The organism is Nostoc sp. (assembly GCF_036917095.1).
Taxonomy (GTDB): domain Bacteria; phylum Cyanobacteriota; class Cyanobacteriia; order Cyanobacteriales; family Nostocaceae; genus Nostoc.
Genome location: NZ_JBALFH010000020.1, coordinates 121,431 through 142,015 on the forward strand (window position 1 = coordinate 121,431; position 20,585 = coordinate 142,015).

General features: G+C 42.4%; 15 protein-coding genes. 12 read left to right on the forward strand and 3 right to left on the reverse strand.

Annotation, left to right across the window (positions count from 1 at the left end):
- The first annotated feature begins 258 nt into the window (after positions 1-258).
- From V7L01_RS08595 to V7L01_RS08605, 3 genes are all read left to right on the forward strand, one after another.
- Positions 259-990, forward strand: a complete 732-nt coding sequence (locus V7L01_RS08595; protein WP_335033727.1) for a peptidoglycan-binding domain-containing protein — start codon at positions 259-261, stop codon at positions 988-990.
- Between the two features lie 495 nt (positions 991-1,485).
- Complete coding sequence (locus tag V7L01_RS08600; RefSeq protein WP_335033729.1) at positions 1,486-2,673, forward strand: TRC40/GET3/ArsA family transport-energizing ATPase; 1,188 nt, start codon at positions 1,486-1,488, stop codon at positions 2,671-2,673.
- A 254-nt stretch (positions 2,674-2,927) separates the two neighbouring features.
- Complete coding sequence (locus V7L01_RS08605; protein ID WP_335033731.1) at positions 2,928-6,236, forward strand: GAF domain-containing protein; 3,309 nt, start codon at positions 2,928-2,930, stop codon at positions 6,234-6,236.
- Between the two features lie 139 nt (positions 6,237-6,375).
- Here the strand turns inward: V7L01_RS08605 and dnaN are convergent, their stop codons facing one another.
- Positions 6,376-7,539 (reverse strand): DNA polymerase III subunit beta, encoded by a 1,164-nt coding sequence (gene dnaN, locus V7L01_RS08610; RefSeq protein WP_335033733.1) that lies wholly within the window; start codon positions 7,537-7,539, stop codon positions 6,376-6,378.
- Between the two features lie 696 nt (positions 7,540-8,235).
- On the opposite strand from dnaN, the gene V7L01_RS08615 reads away from it, so the two are divergent.
- The 3 genes from V7L01_RS08615 (at position 8,236) to V7L01_RS08625 (ending at position 9,640) form a co-directional block, all read left to right on the forward strand.
- Entirely contained in the window at positions 8,236-8,673 is a 438-nt protein-coding gene (locus V7L01_RS08615; protein ID WP_335033735.1) for a hypothetical protein, read from the forward strand.
- Positions 8,674-8,948: 275 nt separating this feature from the next.
- Positions 8,949-9,188 carry a hypothetical protein gene (locus V7L01_RS08620; protein ID WP_335033737.1) on the forward strand — a complete coding sequence of 80 codons (240 nt, stop codon included), beginning with the start codon at positions 8,949-8,951 and terminating at the stop codon, positions 9,186-9,188.
- 8 nt (positions 9,189-9,196) lie between these two features.
- Entirely contained in the window at positions 9,197-9,640 is a 444-nt protein-coding gene (locus V7L01_RS08625; RefSeq protein ID WP_335033739.1) for a type II toxin-antitoxin system VapC family toxin, read from the forward strand.
- Positions 9,641-9,961: 321 nt separating this feature from the next.
- Here the strand turns inward: V7L01_RS08625 and dnaA are convergent, their stop codons facing one another.
- Positions 9,962-11,344: a chromosomal replication initiator protein DnaA gene (dnaA, locus tag V7L01_RS08630; protein ID WP_335033741.1), complete on the reverse strand. Its 1,383-nt coding sequence runs from the start codon at positions 11,342-11,344 to the stop codon at positions 9,962-9,964.
- A gap of 164 nt (positions 11,345-11,508) precedes the next feature.
- Here dnaA and V7L01_RS08635 point away from each other — a divergent pair, with 164 nt between their 5' ends.
- From V7L01_RS08635 to V7L01_RS08645, 3 genes are all read left to right on the forward strand, one after another.
- Entirely contained in the window at positions 11,509-12,774 is a 1,266-nt protein-coding gene (locus V7L01_RS08635; RefSeq protein ID WP_335033743.1) for an HhoA/HhoB/HtrA family serine endopeptidase, read from the forward strand.
- Between the two features lie 187 nt (positions 12,775-12,961).
- Positions 12,962-13,492, forward strand: a complete 531-nt coding sequence (def, locus tag V7L01_RS08640; protein WP_335033745.1) for a peptide deformylase — start codon at positions 12,962-12,964, stop codon at positions 13,490-13,492.
- A 46-nt stretch (positions 13,493-13,538) separates the two neighbouring features.
- The gene (locus tag V7L01_RS08645; RefSeq protein WP_335033747.1) at positions 13,539-13,676 is read left to right on the forward strand and encodes a hypothetical protein; all 138 of its coding nucleotides are present in this window, start codon (positions 13,539-13,541) and stop codon (positions 13,674-13,676) included.
- A 117-nt stretch (positions 13,677-13,793) separates the two neighbouring features.
- On the opposite strand, the gene V7L01_RS08650 is transcribed toward V7L01_RS08645, so the two are convergent.
- On the reverse strand, positions 13,794-15,485 hold the full coding sequence (locus V7L01_RS08650; protein WP_335033749.1) for an NAD-binding protein: 1,692 nt from the start codon (positions 15,483-15,485) through the stop codon (positions 13,794-13,796).
- Between the two features lie 270 nt (positions 15,486-15,755).
- Between V7L01_RS08650 and V7L01_RS08655 the strand changes: the two genes are divergently transcribed.
- From V7L01_RS08655 to V7L01_RS08665, 3 genes are all read left to right on the forward strand, one after another.
- Positions 15,756-17,648 (forward strand): iron uptake porin, encoded by a 1,893-nt coding sequence (locus tag V7L01_RS08655; RefSeq protein ID WP_335033751.1) that lies wholly within the window; start codon positions 15,756-15,758, stop codon positions 17,646-17,648.
- 150 nt (positions 17,649-17,798) lie between these two features.
- Positions 17,799-19,004, forward strand: coding sequence for a hypothetical protein (locus V7L01_RS08660; protein ID WP_335033753.1), 1,206 nt, complete (start codon positions 17,799-17,801; stop codon positions 19,002-19,004).
- Between the two features lie 718 nt (positions 19,005-19,722).
- Positions 19,723-20,379: a DUF1361 domain-containing protein gene (locus V7L01_RS08665; protein WP_335033754.1), complete on the forward strand. Its 657-nt coding sequence runs from the start codon at positions 19,723-19,725 to the stop codon at positions 20,377-20,379.
- The last annotated feature ends 206 nt before the right edge of the window (positions 20,380-20,585 follow it).

Here is a 20,585-nt window from a genome sequence, read left to right on the forward strand (position 1 = left end):
TGCTGTAATAGATGCGATCGCTATTTGGAAGCAACCCGAAGCGATCGCCCACCAAGACTTAAAACCACCTTTCTTTTTACCAGTCTGTAGTTACCTACGCTGAACGTCTCAAAGAGTTGTACCTTGGTGTCACATATTACTTAACTTTTGGAACGCCTTGCAAATTAAGACATGTTAGATTTATTTCTTTCTACTTACATAATTTTTGTAAAGCAAGATACATTAAATGGTAGTTTAATCGCAAAGGAACCAAAAAGTATGGCTGTTAGTAGCCCTGAAGTCATCCGTCATATATTGATTGGACTGGGATATTTAGCTCCTGAGATAGACCCTAAGCCGGATCTGACTAAATTTGCTCCCTGGAAGCGCAATAACAACTCCTTGACAGACGATCCTACCGAAGAAGCGATCAAAAAGCTTCAGAAACAGTACCCACAAAAACTTGTGGTTAATGGTAACGCTGATTCCGAGACTCGAAAGGTAATGGAAGATACAGTCATCGGACTTCAGAATAGATTGAAGTTTCACGGTTTCGCAACCAATGCCGAAATTCCAAAAGACTTGCCTTTTTATGGGCCGGCCACTTATACAGCAGTCAAGAAATTTCAGAAATCTCAGGGTTTAACTGAAAATGGCATTGCCACTATTGAACAGCGTCAAATTCTACAGCAACCTACTTTAACAAATAAGCCCCAGACCCAGATCAAGCTGATAGATTTGTGCTTCCAATTCAAAAAGAATCCTCAAAATCCTTCTTACATCGCAGCCTTAAATAACTTACAACAAAATCTACCCAAGGACGTTTTACACAAAGTTACTAACAAATGGAGAGGGACAAACGATCAAAATCCTGAGATTGTCAAGCTGACAAATGTCTTCACTTATTATGATGACAACAATCAAAACCATCGTGATGCACTAACTCACTTACAAAGTCAGATCACCCCAGCCATCTATAAAGAATTTATTAGTCTCTGGAATAAAAAGTGAAGTACTCACCACTGACTTGCGTTGCATTAGTGGTGACTTCGCGTTTAATTTGCCCTTGTCTCTTAAGTGAGTTCGGCGAACCTCCCCCTGCCTGTCCCTCTCCTAATCGGAACGGGACAGGTTTTGCGTAGTAAAACCTGTTAAAGGTTTTTTATTCGTGTGACCCGTTCCAATACTGCTCGGGTTTTGGTGCATAGTCATCGGAGATCCCCCTTAGTCCCCCTTAAAAAGGGGGAAAATAAGGCATTTTGAGCAAGCCTTTTGAAGGGGGGTTGGGGGTATCGACTCTTAACCGAGCAGTATTGTGACCCGTTGAACTCACGTTATCTTAGAAGAGGTGATAAATCATCGCGCCCTTGGTTAAAAAAGACCGCAATGACTGATGAACAACTCAAACTGTTAACGCCTAAACATAGTGAAACAGCATTTATTTTCTTTAAACAGTCGATAATGTAAATAAATGTAATAAAATCCTCAGGCAGGACAGAAGCATCTATGCGTGTAATTTTAATGACCGGTAAAGGCGGCGTGGGCAAAACTTCCGTTGCTGCTGCAACCGGACTCCGTTGTGCAGAACTAGGCTATCAGACGTTGGTTTTAAGCACAGATCCCGCTCATTCCTTGGCAGACAGTTTTGACATGGAATTGGGACATGCACCCCAAAAAATTCGCCCAAATCTGTGGGGTGCAGAACTGGATGCGCTGCAAGAACTGGAGGGAAACTGGGGTGCTGTAAAACGTTACATTACCCAAGTTTTACAGGCAAGGGGTTTAGACGGCATACAGGCAGAAGAATTGGCAATTTTACCAGGCATGGATGAGATTTTTGGCTTGGTAAGGATGAAACGCCATTACGATGAAGGTGAGTTTGATGTTTTAATTATCGACTCAGCCCCCACGGGCACTGCACTGCGCTTGCTGAGTTTACCTGAAGTCGGTGGCTGGTATATGCGCCGTTTTTACAAACCATTCCAAAACATCTCCGTGGCACTTCGCCCTCTGGTTGAACCTTTTTTTAGACCAATTGCTGGTTTTTCGCTACCAGATAAAGAGGTGATGGATGCACCTTATGAGTTTTATGAACAAATTGAAGCTCTGGAAAAAGTATTAACAGACAATACTCAAACCTCAGTGCGTCTGGTAACTAATCCCGAAAAGATGGTGATTAAAGAGTCTCTGCGTGCCCATGCCTATCTGAGTTTGTATAATGTTGCAACAGATTTAATAGTGGCTAATCGAATTATTCCTAGTATTGTCCAAGACCCATTTTTCCAACGTTGGAAGGAAAGTCAGGAGCAATATCGCCAGGAAATTCATGATAATTTCCACCCTTTACCTGTGAAAGAAGTGCCACTATTTTCTGAGGAAATGTGCGGTTTAGCTGCTTTAGAACGCCTGAAAGAAACGCTCTATAAAGATGAAGATCCGACTCAGGTTTATTACAAAGAAACAACTATGAGAGTCGTGCAAGAGGAAAACCAATACAGCTTAGAAATTTATCTACCTGGGATTCCGAAAAACCAAGTTCAACTGAGTAAGAGTGGGGACGAATTAAACATTACTATTGGCAACCACCGTCGGAACTTAGTTTTGCCACAAGCCTTAGCAGCACTACAACCAGGAGGAGCAAAGATGGAAGAGGACTATCTTAAAATCCGTTTTACTGACAATATAAAAGTTTAAGTTTGTTGCTACGGCAATGCTCGACAAAATTCAAAACCAAAAAACAAGATTTTTTCTTGTAGCTAGTACAGACGCAATTTTTTAGCGTCTGTTTTTGTGATGTTTTAATAAACTTTGATAAAGGCTAAATAAATATTTTTATTTAATGATTTGCCCGTAGTTTTACTGAAGACAATTTGATTAAATAAATCTGAAAATGGCTTTAGCTCTAATTATGTCTCTTTGCAAATTATTTATTGATTTTGCTATAAGCAATGACCTCCAACCCCGAACAAAATTTGCCCTTATGTCGCCATGAAGAAAGCTTACTGCGCCGCATTACAAACCGTATCCGGCGAAGCTTAGAGTTTGAAGAAATTATCACAGTGACAACGGCAGAGGTGCGATCGCTACTAAAAACTGACCGAGTGATGATTTACAAATTTCATGCCGATGGCAGCGGTCAGGTCATTGCTGAGTCAATTTACAACAATCGTTTACCGTCACTACTGGGGCTGAATTTCCCTGCTGATGATATTCCACTAACCGCCCGCGAACTATTTATCAAGTCACGGGTGCGTTCTGTTGTGAATGTTGATACTCAAGAAATTGGTCAAATTCACCTGCGTGACTTGGATAATGGAGAAACTAAATCAGAGGAGATCCGTTACCGCTCTGTAGACACCTGCCATATTGAATATTTGACGGCAATGGGGGTAAAGTCCTCTGTAGTAGCGCCTATTCTCTATCAAGATCGACTTTGGGGGCTACTGGTGTCTCATAATTCTGAAGCAAGTTCGATTTCAGAATATGAATTAGAAGCAGTACAGATGGTAGTCGAGCAACTGTCAGTAGCGATCGCTCAAAGTACCCTCCTCACTCAAGTCCGCAAATCAGCCGAACGGGAAGCGATCGTTAACCGCATTGCTACCTTACTACATTCACTGCCGACGATTGTATTACAACCAGCCCTAGAAGCGGCTGTTGCTGCCTTTAATGGTGTTGGTGGTCGGCTTTGCATTAGAAATGAAGCTTTTGATTTCCACAATGGCAACGTGACCAGCTTAACAGAATGCTTAATACCAGGAAATACTTGTATCAAGCTTTATATCTGTGGACAGCAACCTGTAATGCCAGAACAAACTATATATCCACTAATAGAGCAGTATAGTGTCTGGCAAGAACACCACAAGTCTAGTAACTATGATGTTTGGGCGATTTTAGATATATATAACACTCCCGGTTTGCGAAGTTTGCAACCTGCTTTTCAACCAACTAAAATTCGCAGCATGTTGATGATTCCGCTCCAGTATCGTCAGCAGTTGCTGGGCTACTTAACTATTTTCCGCAACGAAGTAGATACAGAAACTTTATGGGCGGGGCAGTATGACAGCGATCGAAGGCAGCTGTATCCCCGGCGATCGTTTGAGGTTTGGCGCGAATCTAAAAAAGCACAAGCTCAAAAATGGACGGTTGAAGAAATTGAACTGGCTAGAAACCTCGGTAAACACTTTGCTTCAGCAGTTCAGCAGTATGAATTACACCAACAAGTACAAGTTTTCAATGAAAATTTAGAAAAACAAGTTAAAAAACGCACAGTTGAATTACAACGTACATCTGAACAAGAACAGGCTGTGTTTAAAGTTATTGCCGAGATTCGGGAATCTCTAGACACAGATACTATTTTTCAAACTACTACTAAAGAGGTTTGTCAACTAATCAAAGCCGATCGCGTTTCTGTTTATCGTTTTGATTCTAATTGGGGTGGTGAATTTGTCGGGGATTTTGAGGCTGCTAGTCCATACTGGTCGAATGAGTCTGAACTAGGTATTAATACAATTTGGAATGACACCTACTTACAAGACACACAGGGAGGACGTTATCGCTACAATGAAACATTTGCAGTCGATGACATCTACAAGATGGGGTTTGCTCGATGCCATATCGACAATCTAGAGCAGTTTCAAATTCACGCTTTTGTGCTTGCTCCGATTTTTATTGGGCAAAAACTTTGGGGTTTGTTGGCAACTTATCAACACACTGGCCCCCGGCAATGGAAAGCTTCTGAAATTAATTTTCTCAGTCAGATTGCTGCCCAAATGGGGGTAGCACTCCAGCAAGCTGAATTACTGGCTCAGACACGACAACAGACATTAAATTTGCAACAAGCAGCAGAACAACAACGGGTATTGTTTGAAGTTGTGGCGAAAGTTAGAGAATCTCTTGACCTAGATGCGATTTTTCAGACAACTACCCAAGAAATCTGTAAATCATTACAAGCGGAGCGAGTTGCAGTCTTCCAATTCCAGGCTGATTGGAGTGGTGAATACATTGCCGAGTTTGTGGGCGATCGTTGGGTAAAGCTAGTAAGCTCTGATACTAAGACAGTTTGGCAAGATAGCTATTTGCAAGAAACTCAAGGTGGGCGATATCGCCACAATGAAACCTTTGCAGTTGATGACATCTATGAAGCTGGCCACTCTCAATGCCACGTTGCGGTTCTAGAGCAAATTCAAGCAAGGGCCTATGCGATCGCACCCATATTTATTGGGCAGCAGCTATGGGGCTTGTTAGCAGCTTACCAGAATTCTGCACCCCGTCATTGGGAAGCTTCGGAAATTAAGTTTATTACTCAAATTGCTAATCAGCTTGGGGTTGCACTCCAACAAGCCCAATTACATAATCAAACCAAAGAGCAGACTCAAAAGCTAGCTCAAGCTTTGCATGATTTACAGCAAACTCAAACCCAACTGATCCAAACTGAGAAAATGTCCTCATTAGGTCAACTGGTAGCTGGTGTTGCCCACGAAATCAATAATCCTGTGAACTTCATTTATGGCAACATCAATCATGTTAACGATTACGCCGAAGATTTACTCAGTATATTAGACCTCTATTTGCAAGACTGCCCTAATCCTAGCCCTGAGATTCGCGATCGCGCCTTCGAGATAGACTTAGATTTTCTCATGGAAGATTTGCCCAAAACTCTAACTTCTATGAAAGTTGGCATCGATCGCATCCGTCAGATTGTCTTAGGTTTGCGGAATTTCTCCCGCCTCGATCAGGCAGAAAAAAAACCAGTTGATATTCATGAGGGCATTGATAGCACCTTGCTAATTTTGCAGCATCGCTTGAAAGCAAAACCAGAAAGTCCGGCTATTAAATTAGTCAAAGAATACAGCGATCTTCCCTTAGTAGAGTGCTATGCCGGGCCACTAAATCAGGTATTCATGAATGTTTTAAGCAATGCGATCGATGCTTTAGAAGATTACAGAGAATCTCAATCAAATCCTGATACCAGTCAAATTACCATCAGGACTACTCCTGGAGAGCTTGAAGGCAATATCAAGAGCGTAGTAATTCGCATTGCAGACAATGGCCCAGGAATACCGGAGCCTATAAAAGCAAGAATCTGCGACCCATTTTTCACTACTAAGCCAGTGGGAAAAGGCACTGGTTTGGGGTTGTCAATTAGTTACCAGATTGTCGTAGAGAAACACGGTGGTGTGTTTAAATGTGATTCTCAGCCGGGGTTAGGTACAGAATTTTGGATTGAAATTCCGATTAGACAAATTCGTCATTAGTCATTGGTCATTTGTCATTAGGCGTAGGTTGGGTTGAGTGACAGCGAAACCCAACCTACTATTCTTCTTAACTGAACCGTATTGGGGTTAAATGACATTTAATCCTACATTAATTAGATTTTTTCTTGATAAATAACCTCTAACTTCTAAGTTGCACCGGCATAGCTAAATAAGTCATTTTCAAACCCCCCAATGGTGTAAAAATTACTGGAGTTAGGCTTTGATTTAAATGCATTTGAATTTCAGAAGATGGTAACTCTTTCAAACCTTCCATCAAATATTTAATGTTAAAGGCAATTTCTATATTTTCCCCAGAAATTTGCGCCGGCATTGACTCTCTACCACTGCCCACATCTTGAGCTTCACAAGATAAAGTAATTTCCTGAGCTTCGCTGTCAATACTGAGCTTGACAATATTATTTTTCTGATCGGCTAGCACAGCAATCCGCTCTAAAGTGCTGACGAATTGTCGCCGTTCAATTGTCACTTGTCGCTCAAATTGGCGCGGAATTAATTGTCGATAAGCAGGATATTGCCCTTCTAATGTGCGACTAGTCAAGCGTTGATTTTGCCATGAAAATACAACTTGACCTTGATCGAAATATAAAGCTACAGGCTCATCTGATGAGGCGTTATGAGCTAACATTCGTTGTAGTTCGCGTAATGCTCTAGCTGGTACTGTCACTTCTAGTTGACTAGTTCCGCCTAAAGGACGCTCGTTGCTGGTTTCTACCACTGCGAGGCGATGTCCGTCGGTAGCTGCAAATTCTAGGGTGTCTTGTTTAACTGTTAAATGCACACCTGTGAGTACTTGCTTGGTTTCATCAGCACTGGTAGCAAACAATGAACCCCGTAATCCCTCAATTAATGCGGTGGTGGTAAGATGGATTACTTCTGTATTTTCAATTATAGGTAGTTCGGGAAATTCTTCAGGCCCCATTGCTCTGACTTGGTAATGTCCACTCTTGGGTGTGAGTGTGACAATTAAACCTTCTCCACCAGGTGTTGCACCTGTGAGGGCTGATTCATCATCTAAAGTGATTTCGCCTTCTGGAAGACGAGAGGTGATGTCTACAAGTAACTTAGCAGGAAGTGCGATCGCACCACTTTGCCATACCTCTGCGTTAAAGCTGGTGCGGATTCCTAAGCTGAGATCGAAGGCTGTTAAGCTTACTTGGTTAGTTTCAGCATCCGCTTGCAGCAGCACATTGGCAAGTACTGGATGAGTTGGTCGTGAAGGTACTGCACGACTAACGAGTGAGAGGTTTGTACTGAGATCGCTTTGGGAGCAAACTAATTTCATAAGTCAGATTCAGCTGGTGAAAGATATCCTAACACCCTTATTGTTTAGGGACTTGCAAAAAATAAATTATCCCAAATTATTTGTATATTTGTAGGGGCGCAAGGCCTTGCGCCCCTACAATGGGATATTTTTTTAACTGGAAGTCCCTTATAAGCGATCGCTGTTTTCTGGTTAGTGTGTAGGCTAGGTAAAACCGCAGGTATCACTCCTATGCTTGAGATAAGTTTCTGGTTCCATTAAATAAGATGGTGCCATTCGGCTAAAGCCGTAGTGCACCCGATTTCTATCTGTCAAAATTTAAACCTTTGCAACTAGGATCGCTTAATTTATAAGAAACGCTTAATTCATTGCAGCAAATGTATAAGCAATTACTACAAGCGCTTGATACTTTGCAACAATTACTATTTTTTGTATAAGAAACGCTTAATTCATTGCAGCGAAGGTATAAGCAATTGCTCCAAGCGCTTAATACTTTGCAACAATTGCTATTTTCTGTATAAGAAATGCTTAATTCATTGCAGCAATTGTTGTAATGAGCTTATAAAACTATTTGCTACCTGAAATGTAAAAATCATCTCAGTGAAATTAATTAAACTTTTTAAAATGCGATCGCAACATATTTGCAGTATTTTCCCATGACAATCGAATGTATTTTTGTATAAAAAAGTACTATAACCTTAGTAGCAGAGATGCATTATGGCACGTCGTAAAAGAAATTCCAGCGTTTTAGAACGAGCCGATCGCCGGATTGAAAGTTTACAATCTATCAGCGTAGAACTTGACTTTGGCGAAGGACTCACTATACAAGCTTATAATACAACAATTAACGATCTCCGGTCTAAGCTTGCTGCCTACAACACTGCTTTATCTTCCATTGACAAACTCACAGATGACGTAAAGAACGCAGAACAGGTTGTAATAGCAATGTCAGAAAAAATGTTACTAGGAGTTGGCAGCCGTTACGGTAAAAACAGTCAGGAATACGAGATGGCGGGTGGTGCGCGGCGAGGTAATACCAAGAAGAAGCGAGGCGTACTAGGCAATTCCAAAGTCAGCAATCCTTTAGCAGCCGATTCTGTTCAGCCTTCTTCTGTAAATGGATCTATGAATGGGGTGTCGGGTGCGATCGTTTAGTTAGCTAAGATCCAACAGGAAATTTAAGTTGTCAAAAGCCTTAAAGATAATGATAATCAAATAAAGTAGGATGAGGCGAGAAACTCTTGCCTCCTCCCACGTCCTTATGCACGATTATCATTATTATTAAAACTATTTTGAGTATTTTAATTGATGAACCTCCATCGCATCATGCCATAGTCCCATGCAGTTGGATAAGGGTGTTGGTATTGGGATGAGATATATCCAAGAGTTAAAGACGCTAAAATTTACAGCAGTTGATAGGGGTTAAGTTGATGAGTCCGTCACTTGAAAAAATTTTAAGCGAGATTGAGCAATTAACTCCAGAGGAGCAATTGACGGTGATGGGGCATTTGGTGGAGCGTGTAAAGAAACATATCACTCAAGCACAACCAAAACGCAAGTGGAGCGATTTGAAGGGTATGGCATCCTATCCGCTATTGGGTGAGGATGCTCAGGAATGGGTTTCGCGGACTCGACGGGAAGGAGATGAGCATCAAGAACGGTTGTTCTGAGGAGAGGAATGAGAATTAGTGATGCGTTAGCTGGAGTTTCTCGTTTATTTCTTGATACAGCACCCGTAATTTATTTTGTAGAACGCAATCCGCAGTTTGTGGATTTAGTAGATCCAATTTTTGATCGGTTAGAAGCTGACATTGCAGCAGTAGCATCTGCAATAACTTTATCAGAGTGTTTGGTGGGCGCTATACGTCTGGGGTTAGTGGATTTAGAGCAGGCTTTTGTCGATGTGTTGCAACAAGAACAAGTAGTTTTTGTGGAGATTAATGCTAGTCTTGCGCGAGAAGCTGCGAGAATTCGGGTGCGTTATAACCTTCAGTTACCCGATGCGTTGCAGGTGGCGGCGGCAATAATTGCTGGTTGTGAGGCGTTTTTAACCAATGATACAGCTTTGAAGCGAGTGATAGAGTTGAGGGTTTTGGTACTGGGTGAGTTGTCGGTAGAGTGAGTAGAGTATTTGCAATAGCGATGCCAGGAAATTACAGAAAACCTGCCACAATTTCTGTTGAAATCATAAGTTAGGCAAGTTTACATCTGTGGAAAACTTGTGGAAAACTCTCTGATTTTTTCCACAAGGTAATTATACTTAATTAGCTTTTTCCAACAAAATATCAAGTTTTCCACAGATTTTTCCACAAAAAGTAAGATTTTTTCCACAATCTAAGTTAAATTTAATCAATTTTTATACGTTACTTAATATTTTCGACTAATTATTCAGGCGTCAATGCTAACGATAAAAGTGCAGGTTGTGGAAAACTTAAATTTATCATCAAGATGGTTTTTGAGAACGGCTAGTCATATTGATGCGATCGCTCAGTTGGCGGATGGTTTGTGCTAAGGTGCGATCGCTCTCTTGGAGTTGAGTAATTTTATCGCAACTGTAGATCACCGTTGTATGATCTTTACCACCAAATTCTTCTCCAATTCTCGGCAAACTCAGAGGCGTGTGTTGGCGCATGAGATACATTCCTATTTGACGCGCCCAGCTAATCTCTCTTCGTCGTGAGTTACTTTTGAGGTCGTCTATTGAAACATCAAAATTATCCGCCACAACCTTTAAAATTGCTTCTGGGGTAGCTGCCATTTTTTCGTTAGGCGGTTCTAAAACTGGTGTGATATTTTCTACCGTCATCGGTAATCCCCAAATGGAAATATAAGCCACTGCCCGAATTAAAGCTCCTTCTAATTCTCTAATATTAGAAGTATAGTTAGAAGCAATATACTCAATCACATCGCGGGGAAGACGAATATTTTCATCCTCGGCTTTTTTCTGCAAAATTGCCATTCTAGTTTCTAAATCTGGCTTTTGGATATCTGCAATTAACCCCATAGAAAACCGAGAACAAAGCCGTTCTTGCAAGCTAGGAATCTGGTTCGGAGGACGGTCGGAAGCAATGACAACTTGTTTACCAGCTTCATGTAAAGTATTAAAAGTATAAAAGAATTCTTCTTGGGTGTATTCCTTCCCTTCAAGAAACTGAATATCATCAACTAATAAAACATCAGCGGCTCGGTAATGTTCTCGAAAACTTTGCATACTATCCTTACGAATCGCTGTAATTAAATCATTAGTAAACTGCTCAGTAGAAACATAAAATATTTTACAATTAGGAGAAATTTCCCAACGATAATGACCAATAGCCTGCATGAGGTGAGTTTTACCTAAACCTACGCCACCGCATAAAAATAAAGGATTAAACTCCCTACCTGGAGATTCTGCAACAGCCAAAGAAGCAGCGTGAGCCATCCGATTATTGGCACCAACTACAAACCGCGAAAAGACATATTTAGAGTTTAATTCAGTAGTTTTTTGATTGCGATCGGGAACAGCTTCAGAAATATTGCTAGGATTTGATGATTCCCAAGAAACCTCTCGTTCGCTAAAATGAGAAACTTCATCACCTTGAGCAACGGTAATGTAAATTCCTACGGGATGACCGAGAATATCTTGTACTACATGAGCAATGGTGTTGATGTAATACTTTTGTAACCAATTACGAGCAAATGGGTTAGGAGTGCGGATCACTAAGCAATTATTTTCTAATCGCTCCGCACTAGCAGTTTTGATCCAAGTTTCAAAGGTAGGCCGGGATAGTTCAAGCTTTAGGCGCTCTAGTACCTGACTCCACAGATTTTCTATGGAAATTTCCATTATCCACCACCTTTGCTGCTAATCGTCACAATAGAAGAGAAAGCACCAATTTAGCATTGAGACACGCTAGACCTAAAATAAGCTTTTAAGTTGTAATCATTTTGGGACATACCCAGTAGGCAAGATCCTAACACCCACTGACTGACACGGAGAAGCAACGACACATGAAGACAACAAACCATCACTCAGCGCCCAAAAATATTCATCCCAGGCGTTTGCGCCACAGATGGGGGGTAGATAATATTCTAGGGATGCTCTCATCCGGGGTAGCAGTGGTGTTCCTGGGAAGCTGCTCTCTTCTACCTGCTAAAACTTTTGAGACTCGACAAAGCGATACTCAAGCCCAAAGGCAAAGGACAATAGAACCTAATCCAAATATTGTCCCGCCGCCGATTTTCTCTTCGTCTGGAGATCCTAATTTTGTGGTGAAAGTAGTGCAACAGGTGGGGCCTGCGGTAGTTCGCATTGATTCTTCCCGAACAATCACTTCTCGCGTACCAGACGAATTTAACGATCCATTTTTCCGGCGGTTTTTTGGAGAAGCAGCGCCACAGCCTAGACAACGCGTAGAGCGGGGTAGTGGCTCTGGATTTATCATTAATTCTTCAGGTCAAATTGTCACCAATTCCCATGTGGTAGATGGTGCTGATAGAGTGACTGTCACACTCAAAGATGGCCGGACTTTTGACGGTAAAGTGTTGGGTGAAGATCCAGTTACGGATGTGGCTACGATCAAAATTGATGCTAATAATCTGCCAACTCTATCTGTGGGTAACTCCGATGCCTTGCAACCAGGAGAAGCAGTAATTGCCATCGGTAACCCGTTAGGCTTGAATAATACCGTCACTTCTGGAATTATTAGTGCTACAGGTCGTTCTAGTAGCGACATCGGTGCTAGCGACAAGCGAGTTGATTATATCCAAACGGATGCAGCGATTAACCCTGGTAATTCCGGTGGGCCATTGCTAAATGCTCGCGGCCAGGTAATTGCGATGAACACAGCTATTATTCGAGGCGCTCAAGGTTTGGGATTTGCTATCCCGATTAATACTGTGCAAAAAATTGCCCAGCAATTAATTGCTACAGGCAAGGTAGATCATCCTTATTTGGGCGTTCAGATGGTGACATTGACACCAGAAAATAAAGAAAGGATCAAAAATGTAGCTGGCGATCGCTTAAATATTACAGCAGATGACGGCGTTTTGCTGGTTGAGATTGTGCCGCGATCGCCTGCATCTGTAGCTGGACTAAGAGTTGGTGATGTAATTAAAAGCATTAATAGCCAGCCTGTTACTAAAATTGAAGATGTACAAAAGCTAGTAGAAAATAGCAAAATCGGTACTAAATTACCAATAGAAGTGGAACGCAATGGGCAAACTGTCCAAGTAGCAGTCCAACCTGCTCCTTTGCCCATGAGAAGTGAAGGATGATGTTAGTCATTAGTCATTAGTCATTAGTCATTAGTCATTAGTCATTCTTTCCTTACCTCCCCTGCTTCCCCTGCCTCCCCTGCTCCCCCTGCCTCCCCTGCTCCCCCTGCCTCCCCTGCTCCCCCTGCCTCCCCTGCTCCCCCTGCCTCCCCATTTCCCATTCCCCATTACTTAAAGGAGTTTTATCATGACTGAGTTAGCGCCAATAATTCAATTAGGTAATCCAACATTGCGTCAAAAAGCTGCTTGGGTTGAGAATATTCAAGATGAGCATATCCAAAAATTAATTGAAGACTTAATCGCCACTGTTGCTAAGGCTAACGGCGTGGGAATTGCTGCGCCTCAAGTAGCACAATCCTATCGTTTATTTATTGTGGCTTCCCGTCCTAATGCCAGGTATCCTAACGCTCCAGAAATGGAACCTACTGCGATGATTAATCCCAAAATCATTGCTCATTCAAGTGAAGTTGTCAAAGATTGGGAAGGTTGTTTAAGTGTTCCAGGAATTCGGGGGTTAGTTCCTCGATATCAAGCTATTGAAGTGGAATACACTGACTCTCAAGGCAACTTACAAAAGCAAGAATTAACCGATTTTATCGCTCGGATTTTTCAACACGAGTACGATCATCTCGACGGTATCGTATTTGTAGATCGCCTAGAAAACACTCTCGACATGATTACTGAGCAAGAATATCAACAACGAGTAGTTAACAAATAAGTGGGAGTGGGAAGTAGGGAAAATACGGTTTGGTTAAAGTTTTTTGATGAAAATTTTAGATCGTAAAGACGCGATAAATCATCACAAAGACGCGATAAATCGCCGTCTCTACAAAAGAGTAATTATTGTAGAGACGGCGATTCATCGCGTCTCTTACCTTAACCGATGGGAAGTAGTCTATTAATTACGAATTACGAATTTAGGACTTACGCACAGGTAACGGAAAATCGAACCACAGAGAACGCAGAGGGCACGGAGGAATAAGAGTTTCAAAGGGTTTTTGCGTAAGTCCTAGAATTATTTAAGCGTGTGATTCGCAAACTTGCTCGCCCCGCCACAATTGATACAACCGCGTCGCTGGCATAGTCATATATAAAACATCACCAGCGCTGAGGTTGGTTTCTAATAAATCCCAACCGTGAAGGGTTTGGTGGTTAGTTTCTACGTATAAAGGTACACAATCAGCAGACATTGCTACATCTTTGACCCACTGACCACAAAAGACGTGTGAAGGTGTAATCACAGTCGCAAAAGCCACCCAAAGACTATCGGCTGTGATGCCGTTACCGAGGATGCGTCCCCCTAGTGCAGCGGCAGCAAAAGCTGGGGCTGCTAGTTCAGCCGGACTCAGTACGGCCTCGAAGCCAAATAGCTGTTGCGCTATGCCAGCAAAATCGGGATCGGCATAATGAACAATCACCGGAATGCTGGGTGTCAGGCCCTTGGCTTTGAGGGCAATTTCTAGATTGGTAGCATCATTGTTAGTAACAGCAAGCACTGCGGCGGCAGATTCTATATTGCTGGCTTTGAGTATTGTGCGGAAGCTGGCATCGCCCTGAATGACGGGGATACCCAGTTCGCGGGCGGTGTTGATATATTTGCTGTTAGAGTCTGGTTCAACTACTACAACTTCATGTCCACTGGCGTGGAGTTGCTGGACAATTCTCACTCCAATACCACTCAAGCCACAGACAATGTAGTGCGATCGCTGGGGAATTCGGGCTGCATCCCAAAATTGCTTAAAGCGGCTTCCTAAGACAAAATCAGTGAGCATGGCATACCAAATACCAATCACCACTGCTCCAATCAGCATCATCACAACAGTAAATAACTTAATACTGTTAGGAGCATTTTCTACTACTTTGTCATTACCACCGGCTCCTGTAATCATGCCGACAGAAAAATATAGAGCATCGACAGGAGACAAACTCAACTCAGCCGACATATAGGTGAATGTAGCAATCAGAATAACTGCCAATAGTACAACAGCACCCATTAATACCGATCGCCCGTGTTCCTGAAACTGCCTAAAATTGGTGAGGGCTTTCAGCAGTTTTTTAATTAACGATCTTCGGGGGGAACGGATGCGGGGTTGTGTACCAATAATTAAGCGATCGCCTACTTGGATCTCTTGCCCAGATATTACAGCTGACACCAAATCCGTCTCACCTTCTACTGGCAAGTAATAAATCAGCATCCGCGATCGGTCTTCCCACAATTCACTCAGCTTTAAACCTCTCCAGAAGTGATTTTCATCAATATATTCTTCGTGAATTGGCCAAGTTTGCTGAAATAATTTGATTTGTCCGATCGCTCGGTTTCCCAACGCTGCAAAGGTGAATACGGGTGCTGCTAATCCCACAACACTCATACTCAAATGATCTGGCAAACTTTGATCTAGGCGCTCCCCCAAATTTGTATTATAAAAACGGTTGATAATCCGAATCTGGGGATTCAGCACCCGCGCTTGCATCATAATAGACAAATTCAAAGCATCTTTAGATCCGGCGATGACTAAAGTGTGTGCCTGTTGAATTCCTGCTGCTATTAGGGTGGCAGCTGCTTGTAAATCGCCAACAATTACATCTCCTGCTGTTTCGCCAGGGATAGATTGGTGATGAATACCAACAACGAAGGCTCCCTGGTGTCTCAACAGACGAAAAGTTTTATATCCGGTACGTCCTAAGCCACAAACAATAATTCTGGGTTTCATGAAACGGCAGCATCTTTTACAGGTAGGGCTGCATTTCTAGTTATTTATCAATATTGTTGCCCATTTTCCTGGAATATAACTGTAGCTCACAGCACGATTGTTTCAATTGCAGGCAAGAGGCAAGAGGCAGGAAGTAGTAACTCCGGTGGTAGCCGTTGGAGCGCTTCTCAGCACATTAGTAACTTTTATCACTTCTTTTATAAAAATTTTCCTGATATACACCAACTTTGTCTGTCAAAAGAAATGTTGGTGCAAGTCAAATGAAATACCATGAGTGATATAAGTCTACTGATGGCGAGTGTGCTAGTAACAGCGCCAATCTCTGTGCTAAATTCACCAGAGCAACCTGTAATTTCCTCAGATAAGCTGGTACAGCAGTCAACACAGGAAAATTCATCTCAAGTTGTCTCGCCTGCTGAAATTACACCGCCTGAATTCGTGCAGCCAGATATAACCAGTTCGCCAGCGATAAATAAAAAGTACGAAAATATACTTAAAAAAAGTAGAGAAAAAATTCAATTCATAAGTTCCCCTAACTTACCTGAATTAAAAGTTACTCAACCTGTAACAGAAGTTGCACAAAACCAGGAAACCACAGAAGAATTTTCCCTATCTCCCCAATCTCCAGACTCAGACAACCAAATGTCTCAAGTCACCTCGGTGTCACAACTTAAGGACGTGCAACCCTCTGACTGGGCTTTTGATGCTTTGCAGTCTTTGGTAGAACGCTATGGCTGCATTGCGGGATACCCTGATGGGACTTATTTAGGAAACCGCACCATCAGCCGTTATGAATTCGCGGCTGGTTTAAATGCTTGTTTAGAGAAGATTAACGAAGCGATGCCTGCGGCGGGCTACGCCTACACTAACAATAAAGTTAATACTGTTAATAACGAAGATTTAATCTTGCTGCAAAGGTTGCAAGGCGAATTCAAAGCAGAATTGCAACAATTACAGCAACGTGTCGAGGTTGTGGAAAACCGGAGTAGCGAATTACAAGGTAATCGGTTTTCCACAAATACCAGATTATATGGTCAAGCCATTTTTAGCGTTCAGGGAACCAATAGCCCCGATGTGGATTTGTTTCCTAGAGATGGAGTACCTGAACGCCAGGGAAAAACCAATCTGACTTTCACAAGTAGCGCCCAACTAACCCTAGCAACTTCATTTACAGGGCGAGATTTGCTGTTAACAGGGTTGTCTGCGGGCAATTTAGGTTCTACTGCATCGTTGCTATCTACCAATATGGGGCGGTTGGGTTTCGAGTCAAATACAGACAACAATTTAGTTATTAGTGACTTATCTTATCGATTTCTCGCTGCGGATAACTTGGGAATTGTCGTGGGTACGGCGGGAGTCAACCCCATCAACACCTTTCGCGGTATTAGTCCTTTAGAAGGTTCTAGTGACGGTGCAATTTCTCTATTTGGTCAACGTAACCCGATTTTAAGTATTGGCAACGGCACTGCTGGTATAGGCTTTGACTGGCAAATTAGCGATCGCATCAGTTTGCAAGGCGTTTATAGTGCAGAAATCGCCAGTTTTTCCAGCAATATCAAGCAAGGCGGACTATTTGGCGGTAGATTTACTGCTGGCGCTCAGTTAAGTGTAGCACCCACTAATAACGTCGATATCGGCGTGCATTATCTTTATTCCCACTCCCCAGATGGTTTACTGGGAAGTGGTATTGGCGATTCTCAATTAATTTCGCCTTTTGCAGATCCTAAAGCTTTCGATACCCAAGCAATTGGTGCTACCGTTGCTTGGCGAATTAACCCTAACTTGCAGTTGGGCGGTTGGGGTGGCTTTACTTCCTCGAAACCATTCAACCTTTCTGGAAGTGTAGAAACTACAAACTGGATGGTGTTCGCAGCTTTTCCCAATTTACTGCGTTCTGGAAATTTAGGGGGCGTTCTCGTCGGACAACCGCCCAAAATTACTTCGAGTACTTTACCCGATGGCTTCAATTTCCCCAACTTTTCTGATGGGGGGACAGCAGGCGGACGTAGTGACACATCAATTCACGTAGAACTTTTTTACCGCACCCAGTTGAGCGACAACATTGCCTTGACTCCGGGCTTATTCGTTATTTTCAATCCCGATGGCAATGCTGCTAACGATGCATTAGTCGTTGGGACATTAAGAGCAACTTTCCGGTTTTAGTTTTCTACTGATGTAGATGTAATAAAATACGCTATTTTCATACTGCCTTGCTCAGTGTTACATGCTTTCATTATCCAATGGGAGCAAGGAAAAATCGTGCGTTAACTATGCGTATTTTTTTTAATAGGTGATTAAAGGAGCAAAATTTTCATGAAATTAAATTCATTAACTAAGTTGGGTTGTACAGTTGTTGGCAGCAGCAGTTTAGCCGCAGTCATGATTGCTTTAGCTGGAACAAGTGCTTTTGCTCAAATCACAATTCAAAGCACTGGCACATTATCAGGCACTATCCAACTTCCCAGCATTAATCCCAATTTCAATGGCAGCATTACTCGTGTTGATACAGACGACACGGGAACTTACTCTCGGAACTTAGGTACTAAGAACAATCCTAATTACGTTCCTGTATACAAGTCAGACTATGTGCAGGTAAGAACACGCGCTGATGGAAGTCTACATTACTATGTTGACTTTAAAGGTATTCCGATTGTCTCCTTTAATGGGGTTCTCACTTCGCCGATTCTCTCCGAAGGTGAATTGACACCTTATAAATACCAGGGAAAATTGGCAGGAACCACATTTCAAGGAGTAGTTCAGGATGAATTTAATCTCACAAAAGCCTTATACACTGGTACTGTCACCGATCCAAACACTGGAAACCAGTATCAGGGCACTTTTGAAGTAAGTGGATTTGGAGTGCGATATAGCGATCGCAATGGTGGTGCAACCCCCACAGTTTTTGATTTCAAGTCCGATCTCCCAGGTTCGCCAAAGGTAACATCTTTGGAAATGACTAACTCTCCCCTAGCGAGATTAACAATCAAAGTACCTGCAACTGCAACTCTCATCACTCCCACACCCGTAGTTGGTGGTGGTAGCACGCCCACTCCCACACCAGTAGTTGGCGGTGATAGCACACCCACTCCCACACCAGTAGTTGGTGGTGGTAGCACGCCCACTCCTGCACCCGTACTTGGTGGTGGTAGCACACCCACTCCTGCACCCGTAGTTGATGGCGGTAGTACACTGACTGTTACGCCAATAGTTGATAGTGGTAGCACATTTACTGTTGCACCTGTAGTTGGTGATGGTAGCACGTTGACTGCTGCACCAATAGTTGATGGTGGCGCTTCCTCGACACCTACAACACATACATCTGGATCTAATTCTCCATCGCTCTCCACTACACCTAATATGGAATTCAGTAGTGGTAATTCTCCAGCGGTTAATCAAGTAGTTATCAACCCTGCAACCCTTGCTCAACCTGCTTGTTCGCAGGATTCTGCCAATAACTGTACAATACCCGCTTCACCCAAACAAGCGATCGGCCCCCGTAGTCGAGTACTACTGCATTAGTTATTTGAGAGAGAGCCTCTCTATATTGCTCCCCTTTTTAACGCTACCGCCGGCAGACCATCTCCCCAAACCCCTCTCCGACGCGGAGAGGGGCTTTGAAGATTGACTCCCCTTCCCTCTCTTCGAGACGCTGTGCGAACGCAGGGAAGGGGCTGGGGGTTAGGTCTGAGAGTGTGTACGCGGTATTTAAGGGGGATTAAAAGACTGTATACACCGTAGCCCCTTAGCAAGGGGAGAGGTTAGGGATGGTGTTAGAAACTATTTAACGTGAGTTAATTCTCAAGGTATAGCACAAGTAATTTTACACTCTTGGCAAAAACTTTAGGCTGCTTCTGGAACTCTAGCAGGGCAAAATGAAATCAATATAATAGCTAGGACAGGGGCAACATTCCCATAAAAAAGTTTACAGGAAGTTATTCAGCAGCGTTTTTGCTGCTCAGACTTTCTTTGTGTGGTAGATTTTACCCCGATCGTTTTCTGGCTATACTAGTGATTTAAACCGATTGATAAATTTCATCCCCCAGTATGAAAGACATAAAAACTTTAAATTTCAGACATATATTCAGTGTGCATTTACTTTTAAGCCACACAAAAGCCTTGTCTGGTTTTGGAGTAAATAAATTTTCTTGAGGGTACAAAATTTTTATCAATCACTGAGGTTAACACTAACACTACAGAGTGAATCTAGATCGATCAAACGTCTTCTAAGTTAGCACCTATGAAAGAAGAATTGATAGCCAGAGTTGTGCAGGTCTTGCGAATTAATATGAGTTGGATGACTTGGAATTTATTTCTGGCTTTTATACCTTTAGCTTTGAGTGTGTGGCTATTTCGCTTTAGGCGTGGTGGCTCTTGGCTTTGGTGGCTAGGATTCTTAGTTTTCTATGCTTTCTTACCAAATGCACCGTATTTGTTGACCGATGTTATTCACTTAATAGATGATATCCGCACGATTCAATCGGTTTGGATGATTACTTTGGTACTCATTCCTTTATATTTATTAGTAATTATTGGTGGATTTGAAGCTTATGTAATATCGTTAATTAATTGGGGTTACTATTTACATCGCATCGGTAAAAGCCAATGGATTTGGCGCGTTGAGTTGATTACACATTTTCTTTGCGCTGTTGGGGTTTATTGGGGGCGATTTTTGCGTTTCAACAGTTGGGATTTTATAACTCAACCCGACGCCGTATTAACCAAAGGGGTAGAAGAAATTCTGGGAAAACAGCCCCTAGTAATTATTGCTATCACCTTTGTGGTACTTGCCGGTTTGTACTGGATTATGAAACGAGTAACTTTAGGTCTTAGCCAACGAGATAGTAGAATAGGCGTAAACTCAGGACGCGCAAACTCTAACACGCCAAACATTTGATAAATGTGGCGATTTTGGCTTTTAAATTTGGGCTTTTAATTAGTAATTCTCAAATATGAATATTGCCTATCAAAAGAAAGATGCAACTAAACCCTCCTTGAGGTGAAATAAATTCAGAAGCAAACGGTTGGACTTCAACCGCCACAATCTGAGAATAACGTCATATCAGATCGTTGAATATCGATGGTCTGGTCTGATGTATCTGG

Coding starts and splice junctions, on each gene's coding strand:
- V7L01_RS08595 (WP_335033727.1), top strand. CDS start 259: ATGGCTGTTAGTAGCCCTGAAGTCATCCGTCATATATTGATTGGACTG.
- V7L01_RS08600 (WP_335033729.1), top strand. CDS start 1,486: ATGCGTGTAATTTTAATGACCGGTAAAGGCGGCGTGGGCAAAACTTCC.
- V7L01_RS08605 (WP_335033731.1), top strand. CDS start 2,928: ATGACCTCCAACCCCGAACAAAATTTGCCCTTATGTCGCCATGAAGAA.
- dnaN (WP_335033733.1), bottom strand. CDS start 7,539: ATGAAATTAGTTTGCTCCCAAAGCGATCTCAGTACAAACCTCTCACTC.
- V7L01_RS08615 (WP_335033735.1), top strand. CDS start 8,236: ATGGCACGTCGTAAAAGAAATTCCAGCGTTTTAGAACGAGCCGATCGC.
- V7L01_RS08620 (WP_335033737.1), top strand. CDS start 8,949: ATGAGTCCGTCACTTGAAAAAATTTTAAGCGAGATTGAGCAATTAACT.
- V7L01_RS08625 (WP_335033739.1), top strand. CDS start 9,197: ATGAGAATTAGTGATGCGTTAGCTGGAGTTTCTCGTTTATTTCTTGAT.
- dnaA (WP_335033741.1), bottom strand. CDS start 11,344: ATGGAAATTTCCATAGAAAATCTGTGGAGTCAGGTACTAGAGCGCCTA.
- V7L01_RS08635 (WP_335033743.1), top strand. CDS start 11,509: ATGAAGACAACAAACCATCACTCAGCGCCCAAAAATATTCATCCCAGG.
- def (WP_335033745.1), top strand. CDS start 12,962: ATGACTGAGTTAGCGCCAATAATTCAATTAGGTAATCCAACATTGCGT.
- V7L01_RS08645 (WP_335033747.1), top strand. CDS start 13,539: ATGAAAATTTTAGATCGTAAAGACGCGATAAATCATCACAAAGACGCG.
- V7L01_RS08650 (WP_335033749.1), bottom strand. CDS start 15,485: ATGAAACCCAGAATTATTGTTTGTGGCTTAGGACGTACCGGATATAAA.
- V7L01_RS08655 (WP_335033751.1), top strand. CDS start 15,756: ATGAGTGATATAAGTCTACTGATGGCGAGTGTGCTAGTAACAGCGCCA.
- V7L01_RS08660 (WP_335033753.1), top strand. CDS start 17,799: ATGAAATTAAATTCATTAACTAAGTTGGGTTGTACAGTTGTTGGCAGC.
- V7L01_RS08665 (WP_335033754.1), top strand. CDS start 19,723: ATGAAAGAAGAATTGATAGCCAGAGTTGTGCAGGTCTTGCGAATTAAT.